The sequence below is a fragment of the Mesorhizobium sp. WSM4884 genome (assembly GCF_029625675.1).
GTDB lineage: Bacteria > Pseudomonadota > Alphaproteobacteria > Rhizobiales > Rhizobiaceae > Mesorhizobium.
This window is the reverse complement of the sequence record NZ_JARTVO010000008.1, coordinates 225,086-251,046: the sequence shown is the minus strand read 5'-3', so window position 1 is coordinate 251,046 and position 25,961 is coordinate 225,086. Positions and strand designations below refer to the sequence as shown.

At 61.6% G+C, this 25,961-nt stretch carries 33 protein-coding genes; 19 read left to right on the top strand and 14 right to left on the bottom strand.

Features of this window, described 5'->3' with window-relative positions:
* Positions 1–10 precede the first annotated feature (10 nt).
* The 3 genes from P9236_RS15635 (at position 11) to P9236_RS15625 (ending at position 4,336) form a co-directional block, all read left to right on the top strand.
* Complete coding sequence (locus P9236_RS15635) at positions 11–1,585, top strand: ABC transporter substrate-binding protein (RefSeq protein WP_278075594.1); 1,575 nt, start codon at positions 11–13, stop codon at positions 1,583–1,585.
* Between the two features lie 103 nt (positions 1,586–1,688).
* A complete protein-coding gene (locus P9236_RS15630; protein WP_278075522.1) occupies positions 1,689–2,633 on the top strand; it encodes an acetamidase/formamidase family protein in 945 nt (314 codons plus the stop codon).
* Positions 2,633–4,336 (top strand): ABC transporter ATP-binding protein, encoded by a 1,704-nt coding sequence (locus P9236_RS15625; RefSeq protein ID WP_278075521.1) that lies wholly within the window; start codon positions 2,633–2,635, stop codon positions 4,334–4,336. The genes P9236_RS15630 and P9236_RS15625 overlap by 1 nt, the downstream gene beginning before the upstream one ends.
* A gap of 11 nt (positions 4,337–4,347) precedes the next feature.
* Here the strand turns inward: P9236_RS15625 and P9236_RS15620 are convergent, their stop codons facing one another.
* From P9236_RS15620 to P9236_RS15610, 3 genes are all read right to left on the bottom strand, one after another.
* A complete protein-coding gene (locus tag P9236_RS15620; protein ID WP_278075520.1) occupies positions 4,348–4,596 on the bottom strand; it encodes a hypothetical protein in 249 nt (82 codons plus the stop codon).
* A 23-nt stretch (positions 4,597–4,619) separates the two neighbouring features.
* Positions 4,620–6,116 (bottom strand): aldehyde dehydrogenase family protein, encoded by a 1,497-nt coding sequence (locus P9236_RS15615; RefSeq protein ID WP_278075519.1) that lies wholly within the window; start codon positions 6,114–6,116, stop codon positions 4,620–4,622.
* A gap of 305 nt (positions 6,117–6,421) precedes the next feature.
* Positions 6,422–6,568, bottom strand: a complete 147-nt coding sequence (locus P9236_RS15610) for an SDR family oxidoreductase (RefSeq protein ID WP_278075593.1) — start codon at positions 6,566–6,568, stop codon at positions 6,422–6,424.
* Between the two features lie 749 nt (positions 6,569–7,317).
* Between P9236_RS15610 and P9236_RS15605 the strand changes: the two genes are divergently transcribed.
* Both P9236_RS15605 and P9236_RS15600 read left to right on the top strand, forming a co-directional pair.
* Positions 7,318–7,539: a hypothetical protein gene (locus P9236_RS15605; RefSeq protein WP_278075518.1), complete on the top strand. Its 222-nt coding sequence runs from the start codon at positions 7,318–7,320 to the stop codon at positions 7,537–7,539.
* Between the two features lie 64 nt (positions 7,540–7,603).
* Positions 7,604–8,428 (top strand): Ku protein, encoded by an 825-nt coding sequence (locus tag P9236_RS15600; RefSeq protein ID WP_278075517.1) that lies wholly within the window; start codon positions 7,604–7,606, stop codon positions 8,426–8,428.
* 50 nt (positions 8,429–8,478) lie between these two features.
* On the opposite strand, the gene P9236_RS15595 is transcribed toward P9236_RS15600, so the two are convergent.
* Complete coding sequence (locus P9236_RS15595) at positions 8,479–8,832, bottom strand: hypothetical protein (protein ID WP_278075516.1); 354 nt, start codon at positions 8,830–8,832, stop codon at positions 8,479–8,481.
* 404 nt (positions 8,833–9,236) lie between these two features.
* On the opposite strand from P9236_RS15595, the gene P9236_RS15590 reads away from it, so the two are divergent.
* From P9236_RS15590 to P9236_RS15545, 10 genes are all read left to right on the top strand, one after another.
* A complete protein-coding gene (locus P9236_RS15590; RefSeq protein WP_278075515.1) occupies positions 9,237–10,142 on the top strand; it encodes a hypothetical protein in 906 nt (301 codons plus the stop codon).
* 92 nt (positions 10,143–10,234) lie between these two features.
* Positions 10,235–10,627 carry a hypothetical protein gene (locus tag P9236_RS15585; RefSeq protein WP_278075514.1) on the top strand — a complete coding sequence of 131 codons (393 nt, stop codon included), beginning with the start codon at positions 10,235–10,237 and terminating at the stop codon, positions 10,625–10,627.
* On the top strand, positions 10,624–11,844 hold the full coding sequence (locus P9236_RS15580; protein ID WP_278075513.1) for a divalent metal cation transporter: 1,221 nt from the start codon (positions 10,624–10,626) through the stop codon (positions 11,842–11,844). The genes P9236_RS15585 and P9236_RS15580 overlap by 4 nt, the downstream gene beginning before the upstream one ends.
* Positions 11,844–12,203: a hypothetical protein gene (locus P9236_RS15575; protein ID WP_278075512.1), complete on the top strand. Its 360-nt coding sequence runs from the start codon at positions 11,844–11,846 to the stop codon at positions 12,201–12,203. Before P9236_RS15580 ends, P9236_RS15575 begins: the two co-directional genes overlap by 1 nt.
* A 2-nt stretch (positions 12,204–12,205) precedes the next feature.
* Complete coding sequence (locus P9236_RS15570) at positions 12,206–12,535, top strand: hypothetical protein (RefSeq protein WP_278075511.1); 330 nt, start codon at positions 12,206–12,208, stop codon at positions 12,533–12,535.
* A gap of 160 nt (positions 12,536–12,695) precedes the next feature.
* Complete coding sequence (locus P9236_RS15565; RefSeq protein WP_278075510.1) at positions 12,696–13,298, top strand: hypothetical protein; 603 nt, start codon at positions 12,696–12,698, stop codon at positions 13,296–13,298.
* Entirely contained in the window at positions 13,295–13,687 is a 393-nt protein-coding gene (locus P9236_RS15560) for a phage holin family protein (RefSeq protein WP_278075509.1), read from the top strand. Before P9236_RS15565 ends, P9236_RS15560 begins: the two co-directional genes overlap by 4 nt.
* Positions 13,684–14,517 carry a hypothetical protein gene (locus P9236_RS15555; protein WP_278075508.1) on the top strand — a complete coding sequence of 278 codons (834 nt, stop codon included), beginning with the start codon at positions 13,684–13,686 and terminating at the stop codon, positions 14,515–14,517. Before P9236_RS15560 ends, P9236_RS15555 begins: the two co-directional genes overlap by 4 nt.
* A gap of 363 nt (positions 14,518–14,880) precedes the next feature.
* On the top strand, positions 14,881–15,111 hold the full coding sequence (locus P9236_RS15550) for a hypothetical protein (protein ID WP_278075507.1): 231 nt from the start codon (positions 14,881–14,883) through the stop codon (positions 15,109–15,111).
* Between the two features lie 263 nt (positions 15,112–15,374).
* Positions 15,375–15,620 (top strand): hypothetical protein, encoded by a 246-nt coding sequence (locus tag P9236_RS15545; RefSeq protein ID WP_278075506.1) that lies wholly within the window; start codon positions 15,375–15,377, stop codon positions 15,618–15,620.
* Positions 15,621–15,682: 62 nt separating this feature from the next.
* Here P9236_RS15545 and P9236_RS15540 read toward each other — a convergent pair whose 3' ends face one another.
* The 4 genes from P9236_RS15540 to P9236_RS15525 form a co-directional block, all read right to left on the bottom strand.
* The gene (locus P9236_RS15540) at positions 15,683–16,072 is read right to left on the bottom strand and encodes a low affinity iron permease family protein (RefSeq protein ID WP_278075505.1); all 390 of its coding nucleotides are present in this window, start codon (positions 16,070–16,072) and stop codon (positions 15,683–15,685) included.
* Between the two features lie 443 nt (positions 16,073–16,515).
* Positions 16,516–16,911, bottom strand: a complete 396-nt coding sequence (locus P9236_RS15535) for a PRC-barrel domain-containing protein (RefSeq protein ID WP_278075504.1) — start codon at positions 16,909–16,911, stop codon at positions 16,516–16,518.
* Between the two features lie 359 nt (positions 16,912–17,270).
* A complete protein-coding gene (locus tag P9236_RS15530) occupies positions 17,271–17,792 on the bottom strand; it encodes a ferritin-like domain-containing protein (protein WP_278075503.1) in 522 nt (173 codons plus the stop codon).
* A 184-nt stretch (positions 17,793–17,976) separates the two neighbouring features.
* Complete coding sequence (locus P9236_RS15525; protein WP_278075502.1) at positions 17,977–18,279, bottom strand: DUF982 domain-containing protein; 303 nt, start codon at positions 18,277–18,279, stop codon at positions 17,977–17,979.
* A gap of 126 nt (positions 18,280–18,405) precedes the next feature.
* Here P9236_RS15525 and P9236_RS15520 point away from each other — a divergent pair, with 126 nt between their 5' ends.
* The 4 genes from P9236_RS15520 (at position 18,406) to P9236_RS15505 (ending at position 21,517) form a co-directional block, all read left to right on the top strand.
* Entirely contained in the window at positions 18,406–18,669 is a 264-nt protein-coding gene (locus tag P9236_RS15520) for a hypothetical protein (RefSeq protein ID WP_278075501.1), read from the top strand.
* Positions 18,623–19,612: an SDR family oxidoreductase gene (locus P9236_RS15515; RefSeq protein ID WP_278075500.1), complete on the top strand. Its 990-nt coding sequence runs from the start codon at positions 18,623–18,625 to the stop codon at positions 19,610–19,612. The genes P9236_RS15520 and P9236_RS15515 overlap by 47 nt, the downstream gene beginning before the upstream one ends.
* Before the next feature lie 390 nt (positions 19,613–20,002).
* Positions 20,003–20,440: a DUF2267 domain-containing protein gene (locus tag P9236_RS15510; protein ID WP_278075499.1), complete on the top strand. Its 438-nt coding sequence runs from the start codon at positions 20,003–20,005 to the stop codon at positions 20,438–20,440.
* Positions 20,441–20,932: 492 nt separating this feature from the next.
* On the top strand, positions 20,933–21,517 hold the full coding sequence (locus tag P9236_RS15505; RefSeq protein ID WP_278075498.1) for a sigma-70 family RNA polymerase sigma factor: 585 nt from the start codon (positions 20,933–20,935) through the stop codon (positions 21,515–21,517).
* A gap of 9 nt (positions 21,518–21,526) precedes the next feature.
* Here the strand turns inward: P9236_RS15505 and P9236_RS15500 are convergent, their stop codons facing one another.
* The 6 genes from P9236_RS15500 to P9236_RS15475 all read right to left on the bottom strand — a co-directional run bounded on the left by P9236_RS15500 (position 21,527) and on the right by P9236_RS15475 (position 25,958).
* A complete protein-coding gene (locus P9236_RS15500; protein WP_278075497.1) occupies positions 21,527–21,697 on the bottom strand; it encodes a hypothetical protein in 171 nt (56 codons plus the stop codon).
* A gap of 181 nt (positions 21,698–21,878) precedes the next feature.
* Positions 21,879–22,097 (bottom strand): hypothetical protein, encoded by a 219-nt coding sequence (locus P9236_RS15495; protein ID WP_278075496.1) that lies wholly within the window; start codon positions 22,095–22,097, stop codon positions 21,879–21,881.
* A 63-nt stretch (positions 22,098–22,160) separates the two neighbouring features.
* Entirely contained in the window at positions 22,161–23,111 is a 951-nt protein-coding gene (locus tag P9236_RS15490; RefSeq protein WP_278075495.1) for a class I SAM-dependent methyltransferase, read from the bottom strand.
* Positions 23,069–24,055: a GNAT family N-acetyltransferase gene (locus P9236_RS15485; RefSeq protein WP_278075494.1), complete on the bottom strand. Its 987-nt coding sequence runs from the start codon at positions 24,053–24,055 to the stop codon at positions 23,069–23,071. Before P9236_RS15485 ends, P9236_RS15490 begins: the two co-directional genes overlap by 43 nt.
* The gene (locus P9236_RS15480; RefSeq protein ID WP_278075493.1) at positions 24,052–25,116 is read right to left on the bottom strand and encodes a glycosyltransferase; all 1,065 of its coding nucleotides are present in this window, start codon (positions 25,114–25,116) and stop codon (positions 24,052–24,054) included. The genes P9236_RS15485 and P9236_RS15480 overlap by 4 nt, the downstream gene beginning before the upstream one ends.
* Positions 25,113–25,958 carry a PIG-L deacetylase family protein gene (locus P9236_RS15475; protein WP_278075492.1) on the bottom strand — a complete coding sequence of 282 codons (846 nt, stop codon included), beginning with the start codon at positions 25,956–25,958 and terminating at the stop codon, positions 25,113–25,115. Before P9236_RS15475 ends, P9236_RS15480 begins: the two co-directional genes overlap by 4 nt.
* Between the last annotated feature and the right edge of the window lie 3 nt (positions 25,959–25,961).

Here is a 25,961-nt window from a genome sequence, read left to right as displayed (position 1 = left end):
CACCTCGGCCATGGTGCCCGCGAAGTTCGCCTTCGCCGACACGCCGATCAATGGCGGCGACATCGTTGTCACCTACAAGGACGACATCGCCACTCTCGATCCGGCCATCGGCTACGATTGGCAGAACTGGTCAATGATCAACGCCCTGTTCTCACGTCTGGTCGACTACAAGCCGGGCACGACGGAACTGGGGCCCTCGCTTGCCGACAGTTACGACATCTCCGACGACGGCAAGGTCTACACGTTCAAGCTGCATCCCGGCGTCAAGTTCACCAACGGCCGCGAGGTGACGGCGGCAGACGTCAAGTGGTCCATCGAGCGCGCCGTCAATCCGAAGACGCAAGGGCCGGGCGCCGGCTTCTTCCACTCGATCGTCGGCGCCGACAAGATGACCGCCGGCACCGCCGACACGATGGACGGCATCACTGCCGTCGACGACCACACGGTCAAGTTCACCTTGTCGCAGCCCGACGCGACGTTTCTCAACGTGCTGGCGCTCAACTTCGCTTCCGTCGTGCCGAAGGAAGCTGTGGAAGCCGCCAATGGCGACTTCGGCAAGCACCCGGTTGGCAGCGGCGCCTTCACGCTGAAGGAATGGACGATCGGTCAGCGCCTCGTCTTCCAGAGGAACCCCGACTACTTCATCAAGGAACGGCCACATGTCGACTCCTTCACGGTCGAGGTCGGCCAGGAGCCGCTGGTGGCGTTGCTGCGCCTGCAGAAGGGCGAGGTCGACATCGCCGGCGACGGCATCCCGCCGGCGAAATACCTGGAGATGAAGAAGTCGCCCGACTATGCGGGCATGATCGTCGACCGACAGCAGCTCGAGACCAGCTATGTCACTTTGAACACCCAGGTGAAGCCCTTCGACGATGCCAAAGTGCGGCAGGCCGTCAACATGGCCATCAACAAGGATCGCATCGTGCGCATCATCAACGGCCGCGCCACGCCTGCCAGCCAGGTGCTGCCGCCGCTGATGCCGGGCTATGACCAGAACTACAAGGGCTACGCCTACGATCCCGAAAAGGCGAAGGCGCTGCTCGCCGAAGCCGGACTGAAGGATGGCTTCTCGACGCAGATCTATACGTCCAACACCGATCCGCAGCCGCGCATCACGCAAGCGATCCAGCAGGATCTGGCGGCGATCGGCATCAAAGCCGAGATCAAGGCGGTGGCCAATCCGAACGTGATTGCCGCCGGCGGCACGCAGGGGCAGGCGCCGATGGTCTGGTCCGGTGGGCTCGGCTGGATCGCCGACTTCCCGGACCCCTCCGACTTCTATGGCCCGATCCTCGGCTGCGGCAGCGCGGTGGCCGGCGGGTGGAACTGGTCGTGGTACTGCAACAAGGACATCGACGCCCGCGGCCAGGCCGCGGACGCCATGCCGATGCCAGCCAAGGCCGAGGAGCGCAACAAGGCCTGGGCGCAGATATTCACCGACATCCAGACCAATGACGCGCCCTGGATTCCGGTCTTCAACGAACGCCGCGTGGTGGCCAAGTCCAAGCGTATGGGCGGACCGGACGAGATCTACATCGATCCGACCCGCGTCATCGACTACGAAGCGATCTATGTGAACAAATAGACCGTCTCATTTCCCGGCGGCGTGTGTTCGGCCCGCCGCCCGAACGTTCAATGATGCCGCCTAAACGGGAGGGCGGCTTGCCAAAAACAAACGAGAAGCAACCATGTGCGTGAAGTGCGACTACACCATCCATCGCGCCAGCCACCATTTCGGCTGGAACCGCGACTTCGAGCCGGCGCTGACCGCCAGGCCGGGTTCGACGATCCATTTCGAATGCCTCGATTCCTCCGGCGGACAGTTCGACGCGAACTCCACCGTGGCGGATGTCTCGACCATGGATTTCGGCAAGGTCAATCCGGTGACTGGACCCGTCTATGTCGAAGGCGCAAGGCCGGGCGATGCGCTGAAGATCACACTGCGCCATTTCGAACCGTCGGGCCTCGGCTGGACCGCCAACATCCCGGGCTTCGGCCTGCTCGCCGATCAGTTCAAGGAGCCGGCCCTGCACATCTGGAAGTATGATGCCGCCTCGATGACGCCGGCGCTCTATGGCCCGGGCGGGCGCGTGCCGCTGAAACCCTTCGCCGGCACGATCGGCGTGGCGCCGGCCGAGCCCGGCCTGCATTCGGTGGTTCCGCCGCGACGTGTCGGCGGCAATCTCGACATTCGCGACCTTGCGGCCGGCACCACGCTTTATCTGCCGGTCGAGGTCGAGGGAGCGCTGTTTTCGATCGGCGACACCCACGCCGCGCAGGGCGACGGCGAGGTCTGCGGCACGGCCATCGAGAGCCGCATGGACGTCGAGGCGACGATCGAGCTCGTCAAGGGCGCGCGGCTGGAAAGCCCGCGCTTCACCACGCCGGGGCCTGTGACCCGCCATCTCGACGAGGCCGGCTATGAGGTCACCACCGGCGTGGGGCCAGACCTGATGACCGCGGCCCGCGAAAGCGTCATGCGCATGGTCGATCTGCTCGCCGCCGACCATGGCTTGAAGCCCGTCGACGCCTACATGCTCTGCTCGGTTTGCGGCGACTTGCGCATCAGCGAGATCGTCGACATGCCAAACTGGGTCGTCTCGTTCTATTTCCCAAGGATCGTCTTCAATTGATGGCAGACGATTTGAGATCTGGCGATTCCCGACTGGAGCAAGATGCCGTCCTGACCGTCGACAATTTGTCGGTGGACGCGCTGACGCCGCAGGGTGCAAGGCGCGTCATCGACGGCATCAGCTTTGCGTTGGCGCCGGGCGAGACGCTGTGCCTCGCCGGCGAGTCCGGCTCCGGCAAGTCCGTGACGGCGCTTTCGATCATGCGCCTCTTGCCACGCGCCTCGCTGCGCATCGCCGGCGGCGACATCAGGCTCGAGCGCCAGTCACTTCCGCGCCTGCCGGAGCGCGCCATGCGCGACGTGCGCGGCGGTGAGATCGCGATGATCTTTCAGGAGCCGATGACGTCGCTCAACCCGGTCCACAGTATCGGCGCGCAATTGACCGAAGCGATCCGGATCCATCAGGGTGCGGAAGGCGCGAGCGTCGAAAAACGTGCCCGCGACATGCTGGACGTCGTGCACATCAGCGATCCGGCGCGGCGCATGAAGCAGTACCCACACGAGCTCTCCGGCGGCATGCGCCAGCGTGTCATGATCGCCATGGCCCTGTCGTGCCGGCCGAAAGTGCTTCTGGCTGACGAGCCGACGACCGCGCTCGACGTGACGGTGCAGGCGCAAATCCTGAAACTGATGCGCGAGCTGAAGCGGGAGTTCGGCACCGCCATCATCCTTATTACCCACGACATGGGCGTCGTGGCCGAGATGGCCGATAGAGTGGCCGTCATGCGCGACGGGCGGATCGTCGAGGCAGCGTCCGTGCTCGACATCTTCGAGCAGCCCAAAGTCGGCTACACGCGCGAACTGCTCGCCGCCGTGCCTCGTCTTGGCGCATTCGCGGCGACTGACACGCCGCCCAGGGTCACAGCCACCGTTCGGCCACCGGCACCAAACGGCGCCGCTCCGGTGCTTTCGGTGAAGAACCTTGTCGTCGACTACGGCGCTTCCTCCAACCTTTTTCGCCGCCGCGCCTCGGAGGCACCGGCGGTGCAGGACGTTTCCTTCGACATAATGCCGGGCCGGACGCTCGGCCTCGTCGGCGAAAGCGGGTCGGGCAAGTCCACCACCGGCAAGGCGGTGCTCGGCCTTGTCCCGTTCTCCGGCTCGGTGACCACCGGTGGCACGCCCATCCGGGGCCTCTCCGCTGCCGCGATGAGACCGGTGCGCCGCGCCGCGCAAATGATCTTCCAGGACCCTTATGCGTCGCTCGACCCGCGCATGACGGTCGGCGCGGCGATCGCGGAGCCGCTCGTCATTCATGGTATCGGCGCCAGGGACGAACGGCGCGAACGCGTGGCCTCGCTTCTCGGGCGCGTGGGGCTCGCCGCCGATCATGCCTCGCGCTATCCGCACGAATTTTCCGGCGGCCAACGCCAGCGCGTCTGCATCGCCCGGGCCTTGGCGCTCGAACCGAAGCTCATCGTCGCCGACGAGAGCGTTGCCGCGCTTGACGTGTCGGTCCGCGCCCGTGTGCTCGACCTGATGCTGGAGCTGCAGGAAACGCTCGGGCTTGCCTATCTGTTCATCTCGCACGACATGGCGGTGGTCGAGCGCATGAGCCATGAAGTCGCCGTCATGCGCGCCGGCCGCATCGTCGAAGCCGGCCCACGCCGCTCCGTGCTGTCGTCACCGCGCGAGGCATATACGCGCGAATTGATCGCCGCGGTGCCCATTCCCGACCCGCGCGTCGCGAACCCGCAGAGATAGCGTTACCTCGACTAGAGCAATTCCAGGAAAAGTGTGTAACGGTTTTCCTGGAATTGCGTCAAAACAAAGAGATAGAGCGGTTCCCGTTTCCGTGAAACGGGGAAACGCTCTAGGGGATGTCTTGCCTCCTCAACCTGGTCTCCGACATACTGGCGACGTTCAAGCTGCGCTACCCGCTTGATCGTCGAGGTCATCGAGACCCGCCGCAGGCAGCGCTCACGCAAATCCTTTCGAACGCGCGATGCTGTGTCGAGATTCAAGTCAGGCCGGCCTCGCCTGAATATCAATCGGTCTGGATCCAGACCGCCTTTGTTTCCAGATATTCATGCAGATGCTCGATGCCGCCTTCGCGACCGTAGCCGGACATCTTCATGCCGCCGAAAGGCACGGCCGGGTCGATCGCGTGGTACATGTTGACCCAGACCGAGCCCGCCTTGACGCGGCGCGCAAGCTTGTGCGCGGTGCCGAGATTGGTGGTGAAGATGCCGGCCGCGAGGCCGTAAGGCGTTGCATTGGCCCGCGCGACGACTTCATCCAGCGTGTCGAAAGGCATCGCCGAAATGACCGGTCCGAAGATTTCTTCCCGCGCGATGGTCATCCCGTCCGACACCGCGCCGAAGACGGTCGGCGCGATGAAGTTGCCGCCGTCATACAGTGCGCCCGTCAGCCGTGAGCCACCGGCGACCAGTTCAGCACCCTCGTCGCTGCCGGCCCTGATGTAACCCTCCACCTTGCCCGCCTGCCTTGCATTGATGAGCGGGCCGATTTCGGTTTCCGCCTCGATGCCGTGACCGATGCGCAGCTTGCCGGCAAACTCGGCGATCCGGCGGACGAACTCGTCGTGGATCTCGCGGGCCACGAACAGCCGCGAACCGGCGATGCAGATTTGGCCCGAATGCACGAACACCGCCATCGCCGCGACCGGAACAGCCTTGTCGATATCGGCGTCGCGGCAGACGATGATCGGCGACTTGCCGCCGAGCTCGAGCGAGACGCGCTTGAGGTTGGTGACACCCGCTCGCGCGATGGCCTGCCCGGTGAGCGTCGAGCCGGTAAAAACGATCTTGTTGACGTCGGGATGCTCCGCCAGTCGGGCACCCGCCTCCGCGCCCGTTCCGGTGACCACGTTGACCACGCCGTCGGGCACGCCCGCTTCCTGCATCAGCCGCGCGATCAATAGCGGCGTCAGCGACGCATCCTCCGAGGGCTTCAGGACGACGGTGCAGCCGGTGGCCAAAGCCGGCGCGATCTTCCAGATCGAGGCGGCGGTCGGCGCGTTCCAGGGAATGATCGCGCCGACCACGCCGACGGGCTCGCGGCGGGTGAAGGTGACGATCTCGCCCGGAATGGAATTGTCGATCGCCTCGCCATGCAGCGCGGTCGCCATGCCGCCATAGAAGCGCAGCATGCCGATGACCCGGCGCCGGTTGGCCAGCGTGCGCGTGATTGGCAGCCCCATGTCGAGCGTGTCGGAGACGCTGAGCTCTTCCCAATGCTTCTCGAACAGGTCTGCGATCCGCAGAAGCACGCATTGGCGCTCGTAAGGGGAGAATTTGGACCAGGGGCCTTCGAAGGCCGCCCGCGCGGCAGCCACCGCCGCATCGATATCGGCGGCCGAACCGCGCGGCACCGTGGCCAGCACTTCGCCCGTCGCCGGGTTCAACGCCTGCATCTCCTGGCCGGACTGCGCCGCGACCCACTTGCCGCCGATGAGCATCGGCCGGAACTCGCCCTGATAAAGCGTCGTGGCCTTCGCCCTCGGGTCGAAGTTCAGCGTCATCGTCTCCTCCTGGCAAATTCGCGGCGACTATTACTCCCGGTACGGGCGACCTCAAACAAGGAAATCTAAAAGGGCGTTCAGATAATCGGACTGTGCAACGCGCGCGTCTTCCCCGATGGTTCCGGCGCGACATGCCTGGACCCGGCGCTGGGCGCGCTGACTGAATTCCGGTTTCTGCGCGAGAGGCTGAGCGGGCTGCAATGCGTCAGGCGTTGCCGCAGTGACTGCCTCCGCTTTCGGCGCGGCCGTGACGTCGAAACCGTCAGTGCCTTCGGAATTGGCTCTGACGGGCTGCGGTTCGCAGGTCAGACGGAAACCGATAGACCGCCAGCATGTCCGTTGACGTAACCGGCAGCGTTGGAGGCGAGAAACACCACGGCTCCGCCGAGCTCCTCAGGCTCGGCCCCGCGGCCCACAGGGGTTCGTGCCTCAACCCGTTTGGTGTAATCCATCCTTGCCAGGCTGATTCGTGGCCTCAACCAAAACCGCCGCGCCTGTTCAACCTGATCGGCCGCATGGTCGACCTGTCTCAGCTTCTTAGCCAGTCGGTGTGGAGCAACGAAAGCCGTGCCGCGTGGTAGACGGCGCTTCGCTTCGGCCATCCGAGCCGAGAGGTTCAAACAGCACGGTAACGGCGCCTCTATGTCGGCGACACGACCTTCTGCAATCGCCTTTTGGCTGCTTTCGCGTGCTGTTGTTCGGTCCTAATACGGCTGCAAATGGCGAGGCTGATCGCGAGCCCGCATCTCTCGCGGAGCATCGTCTTTGCTTGTTTAAGAGAAAGTTCTGCTCGCTTCACACGTTGCCTGGCGACGGCCTGCTCCAAAATTACAAGTTCAACCATACTCCCGCGTCCTCGCGGTTAGTCATCCCTTCAAAAGGAAAACAGCGGCCTATTCCTTTGGTTCCGCTGACGGAATGCCGCGGACAGAATCGACAGGTCGTGGTTCGGGGGCGCTTGGCGATCCGACAAACGGCCCGTATGAGTTCCGACGCACTGCTGAACGTCCTACCGGCACACGAAAAGCCCGCCACGAAACGGAGCCCGGGCGGGCTTTGATGAAGGAGCTATCCACGAAAACCACTGCTATCTGTTCAACGTGCGACCTGGGGCACGGTTCCCTGCAATGGTTGCAAGATCAAATGCTTCGCAGAGAAGGAGATGGAGATCGGCGTCAAGCGCGAGACGGGGAAGCCGGCCATGGTGCTGATGGCCGACAACGGCCGCTACGTCGGCGGCGCCTTCGTCACTTTCAAGGCAGACAAGCGACGGGCCCTTTCGGACCGCGTACAGGGCAAGATAGGGCGCTCCACCGCCGAAAGAGCTCGCGAAGGAGAAAGCCGAGTGGCTCAAAGCTGGCCTCGTCGGCCGGGTGAGGAAAAGCTTCGCCACGCCTCATTCAGGGATTTTCGGGAAAGCTAGCTAGCTGGAACCCCTCCGGCCGCCAAATGTTCCTTGTTGATCAGAACGACGACAGGGATGGAACATGGCGGCCCCACGCGCAGTTTGGAAGGGTTTCCTCAAGGTCGGGTCGGTCTCTTGCGGCGTCAAGCTCGTAGGGGCGACGAGTGAGGCCGGAAAGGTCCACTTCAAGATCCTCAACCGGGAGGATGGTCTGCCGGTCAAGAGCGCCTACGTGGATGAAGAGACCGGTGATGTCGTCCCTTCGGAAGATCAGATCAAAGGCTATGAAGCTGACAAGGGCGATTTCATCGAGATCGAGCCCGACGAGATCAAGAAGCTGAAGCTGACTTCGCAACACACGCTTGAGGTGGAAGGGTTTGTCGCTATCGATGACATCGACACGCGCTACCTCGAAAAGCCCTACTACGTCATTCCGGCGGATGGAGCTGCGGTCGAGGCCTTCATGGTGCTCCGCGAGGCAATGAAGATGAAGCGCGTCGCCGCTCGGTCTTGTGTTGTACTCTATCGGCGTGGCCGAGAGGTCGTGATCCAGCCATTCGGCAAGGGCATGCTGTTGACCGAGCTGCGCACCCACAACGAGATGGTTTCCGAGCGCAGCGTTTTCGACGACCTGAAAAGCCCGACATACGATAAGGATCTGCTTGAGATCGCCGAGCTGCTGATCGACAAGAAGGTGACCAAATTCGACCCGTCGAAGTTTGAGGACACCTACGAAGATGCGCTGATTGCAATGATCGATGCAAAGCGCAAGGGCAAGAAGCCGCCAAAGCCGGTGCCTCAGCCAAAAGAAAACGTCGTCGATCTCGCTTCGGTGCTTCGCAAGAGCCTCGAGAAGGAAGGCGTCAAGCGACAACCCAAAGCAAAGGCCAGCCGCAAATCGGCGTAATCGCCTGTTGCCGTCAGACAGTCATGGTTGCGCTGGTGGTGGTCCACGGGCTAGCGTCGCTTGAACTCGTTTGGATTAGCGCTGGAGACTCCGGCCTCCTTTTCTTCAAGCTTTTCCTGCAATTGGAGCGCAAGCCGGAAGACGCGATCAGGAATCGACGTCCAGTCGTTGACAGCCTGCTCGACCTCCATCTCGACGTCCAGAAGCTCAGGATTCGGCGGCGAACTCGCCGAATTCCACAGCAATTGCGCCATACGGTGCCGCTGCATGGCGTGAAGCTGTTCCAACAGTTTTAGAAATTGCAAAGCCTCGGCCGTCGGCAGGCTCCTGGAACATAGTCGGGCTATGACATTGTGCTGACGTCTGACATGCCGCTCGCCATGTCGAACGTGCCGTCGTGCCATGCTGATTTGGTCATCGCGTGTCATCGGCGGAGAGAACGCTGAAGAGCGCACGTCGTTCCTCACTCGGCACGAGGAGTGATCGCACCTGCTTCTGGCCGGAACGGCGACATTGCGCTTGATGGGCGTGCCCTCTCATCGAATTCGAAATTTCGGAAAGGTCGGCGTCGCGGTTCACTTGCCTATGGCGCGAAATGCGAGAACGGTCCCCAGAACCGCCCCGGCCGCACTCTGCCGAACGAAACCTTTGGAACGAAAGCCCATTCCGGGAATTGGGATTCCGGGAATTGGGATTTTGTCTCAACCTAATGGAGGTTACCATGGGACGCGGTATATTGCTCTGGCTGCTTGGAGTTCCGATCCCGATCATCATCCTGCTTATGCTGTTCGCGCGATAGGAGCTTCAGATGAACTCCGCAGTTTCTGAGGTCGCAGTTTCCGACCTTGCTGAATCTTCCTCCTCTGCCGTGAGCTGGGGTCCGATCATTGCGGGCGCCTTTGCGGCTTCAACACTAACAATCATCTTGATGCTGACCGGCTCAGGGCTGGGCCTGACGATGGTTTCTCCCTGGACAGGCAGTAGCGCCTCACCCACCACCTTCGCGGTATCAGCCGCCGTCTGGCTTGTCGTGGTCCAATGGTTGTCGGCCGGCCTTGGCGGCTACCTCACAGGCCGATTGCGGACGAAGTGGGTTGGTATCCACGACGATGAGGTCACGTTTCGGGATACCGCGCATGGCTTCCTTGGCTGGGCGCTCGCAACGTTGCTTGTGGCCAGCGTTTTTGGCTCGGCCTTGTCGGCCACGATCGGCGCCGGTGTGCAGGTTGCCTCGAACATAGCCTCCGGGGCTGCCGCCAGCGCCACGTCGGCTGCGGCGAATTCTACTGGCGGCGCGGCGACAGACGGCAACGTACTTGGCTATTTCGTCGACACACTGTTCCGGCCGAATGATATGAACACGGCCGGGCAAAACGACGCTGGGGCGACGGCGCAGGCGACACGCATCCTGGCAGCCAGTGCTGCGAAGGGAGAAGTGTCGGCAGACGACAAGGCTTATCTTGCGAAACTCGTCGCTTCCCGCACCGGGCTCTCGGAAGCCGATGCCGCTAAGCGTGTGGACACCGTTATTACAGGAGTCGATGACGCCAAGAACAAGGCCAAGGCGGCTGCCGACACAGCCAGGAAAGCAAGTGCGACCTTCGCCCTAGTGGGCGCACTTTCGATGGTCGTCGGCGCTTTTATTGCCAGTGTTGCCGCAGCGCTTGGCGGTAGGCAGCGCGATGAGGACGAGGCTCTCTTCGTGCGCGGCTGACGATGGCATGCATTTGCCTCTTCAATCTCCGCGACAGCAGCGAGGGGAAAGCATTGCGCAGTATGGCATGGCGGAAGCTGATATTCTCCCACGTGCTTGCACTGGCGCTTGCTTCCTGCTCATCGTCGGATACCGTCGAACAGCAATCGAAGCTTGCCGCCTCGACGGCGGAGGCGGCGCTATTGGTGACCGATGCCTGGCTTTCCGGCGCCGCACCGTCGCACTACGCATCGGCGGCTCTGCAATCCTTTGCCGGCACGCTCGATGACGCCGGCCGGCAAGTTCAATCAGCCCCCTCATCCGATAACGCGAGGCGGGACGCGCTGAAGGCTGCGGTCGGCCGGCTGTCGAACGCAGCAGCCAGGGCCGGGCGCGCGGTCAAGGCTGAACAGCAGACCCAAGCCAGACAGGCGCGGCAGGATCTTCGCACCGCGCAAGCGGATCTCGCCACGTCCTATCGCCAATATTTTGCGCAGCAGCAATGAAGAAGCTGCTGGAAATCTCGCTCGGTGTCGTGACCAGCGTCGGCGGCTTCCTGGAGGTCGGCTCGATGGCGACGGCGGCCCAGGCCGGCGCCTTGTTCGGCTTCCAGCTGATATGGTCGGTCGTGCTCGGCACGATCTGCATCATCTTCCTGGTCGAGATGGCCGGTCGCTTCGCCGCTGTGAGCCATCACACCATCGTCGACGGCATTCGCGAACGTTTCGGCTTCCATGCTTTCATTTGGCCGCTGCTCGCAGTCTTGCTGGTCAACTTCCTGGTACTTTCCGCCGAGATAGGCGGCGTTGCAATTGCCGCCGAGCTTGCCACCGGGATCAGCTTTCAATGGTGGGCGCTGCCGGTGGCGTTCGTGGCTTGGCTGCTGCTGTGGAAAGGCACGTTCGGTCTCATCGAGAAAGGCGTATCGATGCTTGGCCTGGTCACGCTCTGCTTCGTCGTCGGCGCGGTGATGCTCCAGCCCGAATGGAAACAGGTGGCTCTTGGTGCGGTGCCCAGTTTGCCGCAGCACGATACGGCAAACTACTGGTTCATGGCCGTCAGCATCCTCGGCGCTTCCATCTCGCCTTACCTTTTCATGTTCTATTCCTCGGGCGCGATCGAGGATCAATGGGACAAGAGCTATCTCGGCACCAATCGGGCGATTGCCGGTCTCGGCATGAGCTTTGGAGGAACGATTTCCGTGGCCGTGCTGATCGTGGCCGCGCTTGTGCTCGGCGCCCGTGGCGTGAACCAGGTGAACGATTACAACCAACTCCCGCTGATGCTGATTCAGACATTCGGCTTCTGGGGTTTTGTGCTTTTCGTCGCCTCGCTGGGCATCGCCTGTTTTGGAGCCGCTCTCGAAGTGGGGCTGCAGCAGGCCTATCTGGTCGCGCAGGGTTTCGGCTGGACATGGGGCGAGAACCTGAGGCCGCGGGACGATCCCGGTTTCAGCCTCGTCTACACACTTACGCTCTTCCTTGCCGCCGTTCCGATAGCCCTTGGTGTCGACCCGCTGAGGCTCACCATCTTCTCGATGGCGCTGACCGCGGCCAGTCTTCCGCTGACGGTGGTTCCTTTTCTCTTCCTGCTCAATGACGAACGCTACGTCGACCAGCACCGCAACGGCGTTGTTTCAAATGCTGCCGTCATCTTCGTCATCGCTCTCGGCTTCGTGTTGGCCGTTGTTACCATTCCCCTGCAGATATTCGGAGGCACCTGATGCAGCTGCTGCGAGATATCTTGGACAAGCAGGTGGTCGACCGCGAGCAGGTCAAGATCGGCAAGGTGGATGGACTGGTTGCCGAGCTGAGGCAGGGCAAGCCGCCGAGGGTCATTGCGGTCGAGCTTGGCTCGATTGCCCTGGCCCGAAGGCTTGGCACGCGACTTGGCCGATGGACGACGCGCCTCGCGAAAAGGCTCAGCGGGAAGCGGCAGGCACGGCCGCATCGGATCGCCTGGAACAAGGTGCGCGATGTCGGCGTCGATATCGAATTCGATATCGACGTGCGTAGGACGAAGATCCTTGCCTGGCAGCACTGGCTGCGCGATCACGTCGTCGACCGCATCCCGGGAGCCTGAGGATGGCGAATGTGAACCTCGAACATCTGGCCGGCCGGCGCGTGTGCTCGGAAAGCGGCAAGACCATCGGCTATCTCGAGGAGATCATCGCCGAGCAGGACGGTGACGAGCTCGTTGTCACCGAATTCCATGTCGGCATTTTCGCGGCGTTCGAACGCCTATCCGCATCGACCGTCGGCACCGCGTTGCTCGATGTCTTCGGGCTGCGCCGCCGCGAAGGTCTCTATCGCATACCTTGGGACAAGCTCGACATTTCCGATCCGGCGCGGCCGCGGCTGCTCTGTTCGGATGACGAGCTTTCCGGCTTCGAGGGCGCCGATCGACGTAAGTAGCTACTTACAAAAAAACCATCGCCGGAGGGAACATAGCGGCTGGCTCGAAGTTGGACAGGCAAGGAGGAACCTGCGCCATGAACAATGTTATCTATCTCATCGGTCTCATCGTCGTTGTGCTCGCGGTGCTCTCCTTCCTCGGCTTTCACTAGGAGGCGTTATGCAGCGCGAGAACGATCAGGGCCGTGAGCCGGCCGACTTCGCCAACGCGAAGAACGAAATTTCCGATCGGCACCAGAAGGAAACCCAAAGCGCTCGCGAGGCGCTCCACGATGCGCGCGACGAGGTGGTTCACAGGAGCGGGCAGTACGCGGCCGACGCCCAGCAGGCGCTAGCGGAAAAAGCCGAGGAGACCCAACGCGATGTAGGATCGAGCTTGAAGGCACTCGGCGGCGCCTTGCGTGTCGCAAGCGATCATCTGGCCAATAAGGATCAAAACGCGGCTTCGAAATTCATGCTGGATGCCGCTAGCGGGCTGGAAGAGCTATCGTCGTCGTTGAGAGAGAAGCCGTTCAGGCAGGTTCTCGAGGACGTTCAATCCTTCGGCCACAAGAATCCCGGCATGCTGATTGCCGGTTCGGTGCTGGCAGGACTTGCGCTCGGACGGTTCATGAAGGCCAGCCCACCCAAGGGGCACAGGTCGGCTGAGCCGGGGAATGCCGGGCGAACCGGTGTGAAAGCAAGCGAATCCCGGGGCAACACGCGTCCCAATTGGGGCTCCGACGGCGGTGTTCCCGGTCAGGCAGCGGAGCTGGAAAGATGAGTACTCAGGACAATCCAAGCCTCGGCACGCTGGTAAGTGATCTGGCCCATCAGGTGAGCACGCTCGTGCAGACGGAAGCCAGGCTCCTGCGGGCGGAGATTTCGGAGAGCGTGACCAAGGCCGAAGCTGGTGCCATTGAGGTTTTGGGCGGCGCCATATGCCTGCTCGCCGCGCTGCTCGTTCTGTTGCAGGCGCTGGTAATTGCCCTGGCACGACTAGGGCTGGGCGCCGGATGGTCCGCTTTGCTCGTCGGGGTAGTCGTGGCTGTGCTGGGGGTCGTCCTGTTGCGGACAGGGATGGCAAGCATGGCTCCCTCCGAACTGGCGCCGGACCGCACGCAAGAACAGTTGAAGCGGGACGCGAATGTGATCAAGGAACAGGCGAGATGACCGACAAATCCGCAGCCGAACTCGAACGCGAAGCCGAGGCCACACGCGCAAGAGTGGTGGCGACTGCCGAATCTATTCGCGACAGGATGACGGCTGGTCAGTTGTTCGACGAGTTCACGGGGCTTTTTGCCGCCAGCGGGGGCTCGGAGATGGTCCGCAACCTCAAGGCCCAGGTGCGGGATAATCCCCTGCCGCTAACCGTGATCGGCGTTGGCTTGGCATGGTTGATGCTTGGGCGTGGCACTTCGGCGGCAACTCTCGCCCCCGGCTATGCAACGCATGGCGGCTCCGGCCGGCATGACGGCGTATCCGCCGCTGGAATGAGCGCGATGGCTTCCGACACCGCGGCCTCTGTTGGTGACGCGGCCGGCGAGGCAGCCGGGAGCGGTTCAGGAATGGTCAGCGGTGCGGCCGGTACGATGTCGGATATGGCTAGCAGTGCAGCCGGTACCGTGTCCGACATGGCAGGCGGTGCAGCGGAGACGCTGACGAATTCGGCGGCAGCGGCGGCCGATATCGCAGCGACAGCCAGACGCTCCGCATATAATCTGATGGAGGATCGGCCCCTTGCGGTGGCGGCTGTCAGCCTTGCTGTAGGAGCGGCGATCGGCGCGATGCTGCCTCACACGCAAATCGAGGACGAGCAGTTGGGTGGCTATGGCGACAAGCTTCGCGACAGAGCCGAGGACGCGCTCGAAACGGGCGTTGACCAAGTGAAGCAGGCTGCAGCCGAAGCCCACCTGATAGCCGACAATGAAGCCGGACGGCAAGCGACGAGCGAAGGCACGCTGGCTGACAAAGTCAGCTCCTCCGACGAGGCTAGCCGCTGAGCGTCAGGAAGTCACAAGCCTATTTCTGAAGCCACAGACGAGCCGGCGATGGGGCGGCCGCCCGGCTCCTCCCGCTTCACGATCCATGTCGGGAGGTCCGGTCTATGCGCACCGTCATGCGGACCCCATGGAAACTATTTTTTTGGAACATCGCCTCCCACCCGACCGTTTGGTGCCATACCACCCGCAATCAATCAGGAGCGCAGGCCATGCCAACACCTAGCGGCGGCGCCGGCGTATTCGATTGACGAGCTGACAATCGACGACGGAAGGCCGGCTCGAGAAGCCTCCTTCGGCTACTGGCATGTCGAGCCGTACTGGCAATGAGTTCTCTTCGTGGCCCGGGCGCAAGCAAGGCGAGTGTTGACTCGTAAGAAGCGTATAGACGCTCCCGGCAAGCCTGCACTCGACCAGGAAGGAAGCAGAACCCTGCCTAAGGCAGGCGGCGATGTTCCTCATCCTTCCGGTAAGGACAGCGTTCGCAACCAAGATCACGACCGTGCGCCACTCGACAGTGGACACCTGCTGCCGGACGACGAGGAAGAACTCCTCAGGTCGCAAAACCCGTCAAAACGCGATATCGACGAGCCGTAACCGGTGCGTTCAGGCTCCCTTCGAATGTGCCGGCAGGAGGTGGCCGCCCCCGACGATCAAATGACAGGCGCCTCATGTTCAAACGCAGTCCAGCATCGCAATATGTCTACCGAGACGAAAGGTAACGTCGTTGCGTCCCGCGTACCAGCGGGCGAACCAATCCACGCCCACGAGCGATCGGTGATCGGCTGCGTCGCGCGTTCTATCGCCGGCCTCGACGGGTTTGCATCGTGTCCAAGTGCCGTTAAAGACAGGAGGAAGCAATGACCGGACGCACAACCCACGACCAGCAGAAGCGTATCCTTGAGAATCGTGAGAACACGAAGAACGCGCCCAAGGAATTCGACGCTAAGGCCGAGCTCAAGCGGTCGGCCGCGGAGCGCGAGGCCCGGAGGAAGGGGGCAAACCTCAGAGACGACACGCCTGACCTGGTTGATCCAGATGATCGCAACATCCTTGGTGGGAAAAATCAAGAAAGTCAGCACAACAAGAATCGGAACTCCAAGTAGGACCGCTTTCGGCAGAAGCCCTAGAGGAATTCGGCGGCAGTTCTGGCGAACGCTTTACCACTCTAGGCGCGTGCGGCCGTGCCTTCGCTGGCGACCTTAGCCTTCGTACACTTGTTACGGAATTCTTGAACTTCCGTATTCGTAAGATGCTCGATGCCGATGAAGTCGTTTTTCGCACGGCCCGATCGAATAAGCTCATCCAGTTTGGCCTGAATGGCTGCGCCGTCGCGGTTCTGGGTGTTTTGGATGAGAAACACCATAAGGAAAGTGACGATGGTGGTTCCGGTGTTGATGATCAGCTGCCACGTCTCGGAATAGTGAAAGATCGGACCTGTAATGGCCCAGAGGGTCACCGAAACCAGGCACAGCGCGAAGGCCCAGGCATGCCCTGCGGCATGAGCGACGATTTCCGCCAGCCGATTGAACCCTCTTCCATGCGGAGCTCCGATCAAAAGGCCTGTTTTCCGCGAAGGAATTCCGCAATGGCAATGGTATGGGCGAATTTCGGCGGCCCGAACAAAGTACCGGGAATTCTTCGGCTCTGACGAGCCAACAGAGTGGGAACATATGGACGCTATCGGCAGTTCCCGCCTTCGCCTGGGACGGTTCCTGAGTTTGCCCGCGTCTCCAGTGCTGATGTCGCAACGTGGTCAAAGGGGCCTTGGTCCGCCCCAGACCCGAATGCATCGGACCCTCTGACTTGGGTCCCATGGCTTCTAAGAGGCGAACAGACACCTAATATCGCGCGGCCAATCGTTGCCACCGGCCGGCGCATTGGTCCAGCCTGCCTGTCCATAGCCGAACTCCCGCCAAAGCGAGCCGGGCTTTTCCAAACGATCCAGTACCTGAAGAATGCGGTCCGCGGTTGATGCCGACCGGAAGCGTCGAACTGATCCTATTTACTCCAACGACCTTCATATTTGAACTCGGGAGCTGCCTTCAGCTGATCTTTGGTGACGTCCATTGTGGCCGTCCACTTCTTGTCGTTGTCGGAGTAGTTGATCGTAACGGCTGATGGGGCGACGATCACGTAGTGATCCCCGATGCCGAGAAAGCCGCCGACCGAAATTATGTACCCAGCAAGGGCACCATTAGAGATGAGCAGATCCTTGATCTCCCCGACAGTTTCATTTGCTTTGTTGACGATGTTCAAACCGATCAGATTGTAGCTGATCATGTCCGTGGGTTTAGCGGTAACATACGTTCCCGTCGTCGTGGTGGCAGCCGCCTGTGCCATTGCAGGGGTCGCCAGCGCAGAGATGGCAGCCAGGGCGATTGGAAGTTTGCGCATTAACGCCTCCTATTGAACGCCCAAACCCAAAGACTGAACTGGATCAGGAAGGAAGGGTTCCGCACAGACTGAAAGCAGGGCTGCTTGTGGCTTGCAGCCTTGAGCAGCGATTGTCAGTGGGCTCGCTTGGTTCTTCGAAACCACGCATGGAACGGTGGGCGTCCGGGTTCGCTTAGCCTAACCTCCAGCCTCGTGGTTGTTCCATGCTTCCCGATAAGGCCGCCGTCTTGCGGAACCGTCATTCCGACTTGCCATCGCATGCCGGCGAGGGCACCAAAGGATCGCGGCCCCGGTCGGGAGACCGGGGCCGCATTGCAAACTTGGCCTTAGGCATGCCAACTGAACGTATACCAAGCGCCTCACGCGGCCGCCTGCAGGGCCCGCTCGTTCGCACCGCTTTCGCCGAGTTTGGTAAGCGTCTCGTCGGTGGCTGATTCTTCCTTGAGGGTCTGGCGCAGCAAGGGCAGGGCGTCTTTCAAGCCCAGTTGCTCCGCCCAGGCGATCAGCGTGCCATAGCGTGCTATTTCATAATGCTCGACCGACTGGGCGGCAGCCACAAGGCCTGCGTCGAGTGCCGGCTCGTCCTTGTATTCCTCGAGGATTTCCGATCCCTCTTCGATGATGCCGTCGATCGCTGGACAGGTCTTGCCCCGTGCTGGTTTACCCATCATTTCGAAAACCTGCTCGAGCCGGTCGACCTGGCCCTCTGTCTCGGTGCGGTGCTTTTCGAAGGCCGCACTCACTTCTTCCGACTGCGCTGCCTTGGCCATCTTCGGCAGCGTCTTCAGAATTTTCTTTTCCGCGTAATAAATGTCCTTCAGACCGTCTACGAACAGGCTTTCCAGGCCGTTCGCCGCGCCGGACGAACTTTTCTTCACCATCGACGTCTCCTTCGGTTGGGTCCGCTGTTCAAAAAGAACAGCCTCGACCCATTGTTTCAGCGAATTCAGGGAAGACTTCGATCTCCCTGAGCAAGCAAAACCGACAGGATCAAGCGATGTTCCCGACGAAATGTTTTGTGACCTTCGCTTTCGACAAACCAGCACGGCCGGTTCAGGGCCTGCGTCATCCCCGCGGTCCGTTACGACCGCGTGACCAGAGCTGGTCGAACATGCTGAGCGCGGCACTCGGTCCGGCGGGCTCCAGCAGCCCCTGCTCAGCGGCCGCTTTCTTGAAGGCTGCAAAGGCAATGGCGGGACGGCAAATTCCATTGGCCGCGTCTTCCACCAGACGAACTGCCTTCAGGTAGGCTGGCGCCTCCTTGTTTTTCCATGCCCCGCCAAGCGCTTTCTTGGCGTCGGCGAGCGAGGAAACAACCATCGCGCCGCCGTGGACGAAGCGGATGGTGAGCGGGAGGAATCTGCTCATGTCCCGTCACCAGCCGAACCATTCGCTCGTACCCAAGTGAGGCCGACGAAGGGCGCCGCTATCAGGGCGGCCATCGCCAGAACGAGAAGGGATTTGTTCGTTAGAGTGGATTTCATGTGCCATCGCATGGTCGAGATCGCCTTAAACGAAATTGTTGCGGCCCGGTTGCATGCGATCAACCTACGGCGGGTTCGAGGGACGACCCGGGCGGCGGAAAACCGAAAACCGCGGGCCTTGCGCGCCAATGCCAACCTTTTCTCTTCGCCCGCGTTGTCCAAGGAGAGAATCGAAGGAGAAAGCCATGCCGACGAGACCCGCCAGAGCGACGAAATCCGCTACGCCGATGGCATCCACCTCCCTGGCCAAAACGGCCACCGAGCGCGCGGCTAGCCGGCAACGGAGCGTGCAGCGCAAGGTCGATGCAGCCGACCGCGCCAAGCCGGAGGGCAAATCCAAATCGCAGGGCGCCATGCAGGCCGGCGCGCGCAAATATCCGGTGCCGCCTTTTCCGAAGCAGCATCATCCGAAGCCGGGCGAGGAATGGGCGATCGACCCGGCGCCACTCTATGACGCGCCGTTCTGGCGGGGCTCCGACAAGCTCGCCGGCAAGGTGGCGCTGATCACCGGCGGCGATTCCGGCATCGGCCGCGCGGTGGCCGTGCTCTTCGCGCGCGAAGGCGCCGATGTCGCCATCGTCTACCTCAGCGAGGATCGCGACGCCAAGGTGACGAAGCAAGCGGTCGAGGCCGAAGGCAGGCGCTGCATCATTCTTCGCGGCGACGTCGCCAGACGAAACTTTTGTCGCAAGGTGGTTGAGCAGACGGTTAAGACCTTCGGCAGGATCGACGTGCTGGTCAACAACGCCGCCTTCCAGGTGCATTCGGCCGATTTCGCCGACCTCACCGAGCAACATTTCGACACCACGCTGAAGACCAATCTCTACGGCTATTTCCACATGGCGCAGGAAGCGGTGCCGCACATGAAGCCGGGCTCGGCGATCGTCAACACCGGCTCCGTCACCGGCATCGAGGGCTCGAAGGAGCTGGTCGACTATTCGATGACCAAGGGCGGCATCCACGCCTTCACCCGGGCGCTCTCCGGCAGCCTCATCGGCAGGGGCATCCGCGTCAACGCGGTGGCGCCCGGCCCGGTATGGACGCCGCTCAACCCGTCGGAGAAGGAGGCCGAGGACGTTTCGCGGTTCGGCGCCCAGACGCCGATGAAGCGGCCCGCCCAGCCGGAGGAGATCGCACCGGCCTATGTGTTTCTAGCCTCGCCGCAATGCTCCAGCTACATCACCGGCGAAATCCTGCCGATCATCGGGGGCTACTGAGCATCACGCGGGAAAGACGAAGAGGGTCCGCGGCCTCGCGGACCCTCTCCAGCAGCATTCAGTCGCGGCTGCGTGAAGTCGACGCTCGTTCGTGACAGGAACGCAATCACGCCGCCGTTGCCCTGCGCGACATTCCCGTAAGCTGGCCGGTCGCCGCCTGACCTATGGCGGCAGGCACGCTGACGGTACTGCTGCTGTGGGCCCATTTTTTGGCTCAGATCTTTCTCTTCGGTGCCGAAGTCATGCGCTCAGAACCGGTTACGAAGCCGAACGTCGGAAAAGACGAGGAGGCGATGGACAGGCAATTGGGCCGGGTGAGCGAAACAATACGCTCTGTCGAGTGTTCTGTCCCTAACGAGGCGGCGGAGGGTCTTCATGCGGGAGTCAATGATGAGTGCCAACGGACTCGAGGTTTTCGACAAAACAGTGCAGATCACCAACATCTGGCTAAACGAGATCATGGACGGTCTAGGCCCGGATCGGAAGCTCGCGTGGCACGCGCTTGGCGCGGTACTGCGCACCCTGCGCGACAGGCTGCCGGCGGACCTGGCGGCAAATCTAGGCGCCGAATTGCCGCTACTGATCCGTGGTGCGTACTACGATCAATATCAGCCATCGAACTTGCCGAACCGTGATCGCTCCGTCGAGGAATTTCTCAATCCCATAGCGGAGGGGCTGAAAATCGGGCGGCAAGTGGACGCCGGCGATGCGACCAAGCTGGTTTTCAAAGCGCTTGCCCACCATATCGACCTTGGCCAGTCGGCGAAGGTACGTGGCGCACTACCCAAAGAGGTACAGGCGCTGTGGCCGGACAGCGTCGGCGCATAGGTAACCTGGCGATGGGTATCTAGCGTTTTGACCACGAGCGAAATGACCAAGTCGTTGGCGTCAACCGACGATTGAACAAGACTGGAATCGCTGCAGCCACATGGATGCACGGGACGCGCTGCGCTTCTATCTGGCAACGGAGCATTCACGCTGCTCGCGGTCAGCCTCAATTTCTTTGGTTTCAATCCGATGCAGGCCCTGGTCTGGACCGGCATCGTGCAAGGCTTTGCCACCCCTCCGCTTATGCTTGATTCTTTAGATGACGAATGATCGCAGGATCATGGGCGACCGCGTCGATAGCCGGAGCACGAATGTCCTCGGGAGCACTACGACGGCGGTAATCTTTGCGGCCTCGAGCGGCTTGGTAGCGAGTTGGTATCTCTAGTTCGTGGCAAAGGCGTTGGAGCAAGTTCGTTTCCAACAGGAACGATCATCAATGTCACGCATTTTCCCTAATCAATGTTCCTCAACTCTATCTGCTGGGGTCGAACCGTGTTACCCAATGGTCATGCCGCGCCGGATTGCCGACCGGGTGAAATCTCCGTCGTTGACCTCATCCCTGCCTTGCGTGCCTTTGCTCGTACCTTTTGCCGTGTGCCCGACGATGCGGACGATCTGGTGCAGGAAACCTTGACTAAAGGGCTTGCCAATCTGGACAAGTTCGAGCCGGGTACGCGTTTGAAGTCCTGGCTTTTTACCATCATGCGCAACACGCACTACACGCGGGTCAGGGCTGCGGCGAGGGAAGCACCAGGGCTACTTGATTGTGCCTCCAGCCGACCGATTTCGGAAGCCTCCCAGGACTGGTCCATTCGAAGCAAGGAGGTTTATCGAGCGATCCAGAAGCTTCCCGCGCATCAGCGTGAGGTATTGATGCTGATCGGTGTGCTGGGCGTCAGCTATGAAGAAACGGCTGAGGTATGCGACTGTGCGATCGGAACCGTGAAGAGCCGCCTCAACCGTGCACGTGCACGGGTTCTGGAACTTCTGCATGAAAGCTCATCGCAAGCGCTGGTCGAAAGGCATGACCATTTGGTGGAAGACCGCTGGGATCGAGGGGCCGACAAGCTTCGATAAGCGCAGTTGTCAGCTCTCTAGTTTGCAGCGGCGCTTCTGAATCAGCGCATTCTGCAACTCGATGGCGAGCTTGGTGAGGCGATCAGGAACTTTCTCCTGCTCGATGGCTTTCAGCAGCGACGCAATCTCCTGGTCCAGGTTTTCCTGGGCACCGAAATCGCGCTGGCTCGGACGAGACATGGCATTCTCTTAGCAAACAGTATCCCTTAATTCACTTGAGACCATAGACGGCCGGAGTTTGCAAGGCGCTCCCAGCCGCCGGTCAGCTTCGGCTCCGCACAGGCTGTGGGCGAAGCGGAAAACCTTTACCTGATCCCTTTGCGAGCCTGCCGGATCCTAAGAGATGAGAGCCACTGCGAGCTCAATCTTTTGGGAGCCGGTTTGCCGCGTTGTCCTGGTATTGGTCGGACTTGATGCGATTGCTGTCGAGGCCGCGCTCTTTCGTGTGTTGCTTCTTATCCCGGTTCGACAGCACGTCGTTTTCGCCAACCCTGTCTTTCGGAAGCTCGGTCTTTGCTCCCGTCCCGGAACCCTTGCCCTGACTGCCGCGACCCATATGTTTCTTGCCACCGGATGCCATCTTCTTCTCCTGGGCGTGTCAGCCTCTCGAGCGTGGTTTGGCATCCCAACTTCGGTATCCCGGTTATGTTCCGCCGGAACGGCGAACAAGAAACGCCGTGCCGTCCCAGCGACGGAAAGGCTTCTCGCCATCGACGATGACGTCCATGACGCATGTGTGGGCGAGACGCCGGATATCGGAGGAATCGAGGGCCGATGACATCCGATACGAGTAGTTGAGAATTATTGCCATTCCTCCCGGCCGCAATACGCGTGCCATTTCGCTGAAGTGCCGCTCGGCGACACCGGCGAGCATCAGATAGGGGAAACTGTCTACCGCCAGCACACCATCAAAGCGGCCGGCGGCAAATTCGCCAAGGTCGAGGCCTGAGGTCCGGCGGAACTTCACGTTGACGAGGCCCGCGCACCGCCGGCGCGCAATCGCGAGCATCTTGGAGGAGATGTCGATGCCGACAATATGTTTTGCCCTCGTGTGGAGCGCGCATTCGAACCGGCCTATGCCACAACCGATGTCGAGTATCGCCTTGCCTGTGCCCAAAAAGCCTCGTTGCTCAAGCCAAGAGGCGATCTCGGCCGTCGCAGCTGAAAGCCTTTCCTCATCGCCGAGGGACGAGAGCTGGACGCTTGCAGCTGGCGAAATGACGGCCGCCTGATCAAAGCCACTGGCCAGCCGGCTGACAGTCATCTCACGCGTTTCGTCGTCACTGCGGTCATGACTCACGGAAGCTGCCGTCAATCGCAGACTGTCAAAGACATCTCCCTTGCGAGACAGAAGCACAGCTACCTCCTCGAGCCAGCCTCTCCGGCAGAGGGCCGATGAACGCATGTCCAGTGCGATATCAGCCAGCTCTGCCGCCTCGATACCCGTCCGCAGGTAGAGAGCTAATCTGGCAATTGCGACTTCGGCGGAGATGTCGCTCGCCATGCAATTCTCGAGAACGCGCCGCACGGTCCTCTCTTGTTCTGCGACTGTCATGGTGACGCGCTCCGGCTCCAGACCCTTTGTGTCGTCCATTGATCCACTGCTCCCCAGCCATATTTGTAGCTCTCCCGGCCGCGCAGAAAATCGAACTCCCGTGCCCCCTCTCGAACGGCTTCGGTAATGGCCGTGCCGATTAGGATCGCGCCAGGGCTCTCCGCGGCATAGGCCGGGTCGAAACCACCGAGATACGCATAGGCGCGACAGCGGTGATGGAACCCGTAGTACGCACCAACGACAGTGTCGCCGATCTCGATCAGCCAGCATCTCGCCAGACCATTCGCGGCGAGGCGAGGCAGTGCCATCCTATGGAAATCCTGTGCGATGTGCGTGAGCACACCTTGTCCGGCCCAACGGGCGTTGTGCAGCCGGACCAATTGATCCATGAATGTCCGTGGATCGGCCTCGTATCGCTCAATGGCTACTCGTCCTCGCCGTTGCGCGGCTCTTTCGGCGCGGCGCAGTTGGCGCCGTCGCCGCGAAGGTATCGGGCGTGCAAGTGTCTCACCGCGGGCAAGCGAGAGCACCGGACAAGCGGCATGGTTCGGGAATCGGTTCTCAGCGACGTTCGGCAGATTAAAGCGGAGGGAAGCAGCCTCAGCCGGCAGGTCCGGAAGGACCCATTTCGACCATTCCAGCGAGAGTGCCGCCTCGGCGATAACATAGCTTACCTCTGCTTCTCGACCGGGCGCGCATAAAATATCGAGATAGTCACTCAGCGAGATTCCGACCGGCAGCAGCAGCCAGCCGGAGGCACGCGGTTCGCGATAGAGGGGCGCCAGACCGACGAGATCGTTTCTGCTCCAGATGGCGATCGCGGAGAGATCACCCGGCGAGAATGTCCGCCACCACGGCAATAGCCAAGCGGGTGACTGGAAAGGCGTCGCGGAGGTGCTTCGGGACCAAAGTGGCCACCAATGCGGCTCGAGATCATCGAACGCGGCTTGGTCTCGGATCACATCGGCGCGCAGGCCGCTCACTGGGCTGCCCTCAACCCGGCGCCGGAAGCGCCGAGCTTTGCCAGCGCCCGATAGGCATCCATATAGGCCGCAACCATGCGATCAAGCGCAAACCGGCGCTGCGCGTCTGCCCGACACCTCTCGTTGTCAAGGTTGGCCGAGTTATTGATGGCTGCCGCCATCTCATCGATGTCGTTGACGAGAAATCCGGTCGTGCCGTGCTCGACGACATTGGGTAAAGCCCCGTTCGGAAAGGCGACGACTGGGGTGCCGCAGGCGAGCGCCTCCATGGCGACGAGCGAGCTCGTTTCCGCTGCAAGGCTCGGAATGAGCAGGCACCGGGCTGAATTGAGAAGCCGCCGCTTGGCAGAAAATCCGAGCGGTCCCAGGAAGCGCCGTCGCCTGTCGAGGCGCGGCCTCACTTCGTCGGTGAAATACTGGACATGCGTGGCGTAGGGATATATTTGGCCGCCGATGGCAAGCGGCGCTCTGGCGCGCTTGGCAGCTTCAATCGCCAGATGGATGCCCTTTTCCGGGCAAACTCGGCTCAGCACAAGCGCGAAATCGCGACGCAATCGCGGCTTATACAGCGCATCAATGTCGACGCCATTTGGAATGGGAGCAATCAGCCTGGAACCAGCCGGCGCGGTTCTTTGCTGCGCGTCTGATACCGCATGCAGCCACAGGTCTTCACGGGTCGGCATCAGGACTTCTTGCCGGTACCAGGCGAGCGGCAGGTGTAGTGTCACGAGTGTCGGACCGTCGTCAGGTAGGTAGGCGTCGAAATCGATGCCGTGCAGGTGCACCACGTCAATCGGCCAGCGCGCCCGGGCGGCAGCGATAGCAGCGCGATGCGCGCGCTGGGCGCGGCCCTTTGCCGTCTCGTCGAGCGCACCTGTTTCGGCAGGCGTCTCCACCAGGGTGCCGGCTGCGCTGGAACCTGTGCAGGCGACGACGATGGAGCGATGACCTTGCTGCACCAGCGCGCGATCCAGGCAAGACAGCACCTGCTCAGCACCACCGACCGCATCGAGGCCGACGGGCGCAAGCGGATAAGCGACATTGAGCACGGTGAGCGTCATGGCTGATCAAGCCGAAGCCCCTGATGCGCGGCAGCCGCTGCGCTCAGCCACGTTGCTGGGTCGAATCCCAACGGCAGCGATTGATAGTAGAGCCTCCCGTTATTAGGCAGCGCGCGGAAGTCGTAGGCGGGTGCCAGCCGAAAGCGCTCGGTCGAACTGAAGAATGGCGCCAGCGTCAACTGCTGCGTCTTGTGGCAGGCCAGCATGGCTTGCTTTCGCCGAAAGGCAGGTTCGGTCAGGCAAACCTCGAGGGCATCTGCCCCGATACTGGTGACGAAATTCTGGAAAATCGGGCCGTCTTCCCCGGCGGCATAGAACGCCATTTCAATGATGGCAGGTGTCGGGTACCGGTCGCGGCGCAGCAAGTGGCAGGCCGCGTGCACTGCAAAGGCGGTGGCGTCGTGATCGGGATGCCCTCCTTCGAAGGGGTGCGTGCAGACAAAGCTGATTTCGCCAGCGGCAAAGAGGCAGGCCAGCTCCTGCGCCAGGTGGGCGAGATGCATGGCCGCTTCGGTATCGGGATAGTCGAGGGAGACCAGGTTCGCTGACGACAAGCCCGCGATAGACAACGCGGCCTCCAATTCCGCGCGACGGGCATAAGCGTAGTCTTGCCGCGTCTCGAAGCCACAGGCTCTTGCGTCAACAAGATTGCGCGGCGCACCGTCCGTTACGTGCACGATCCGACATCCAGACAGCCTGGCAAGATGGCCGCCGATTCCGATTGCTTCGTCATCTGGATGCGCCACCACAATCATTATGCCGGAACCCGGAGCGATGTCCTTGCAGGTTAGCAAGGTAGCGAATTCGGCCAGCGCATTTGATGGGTGACCGGCGGACGACATGAT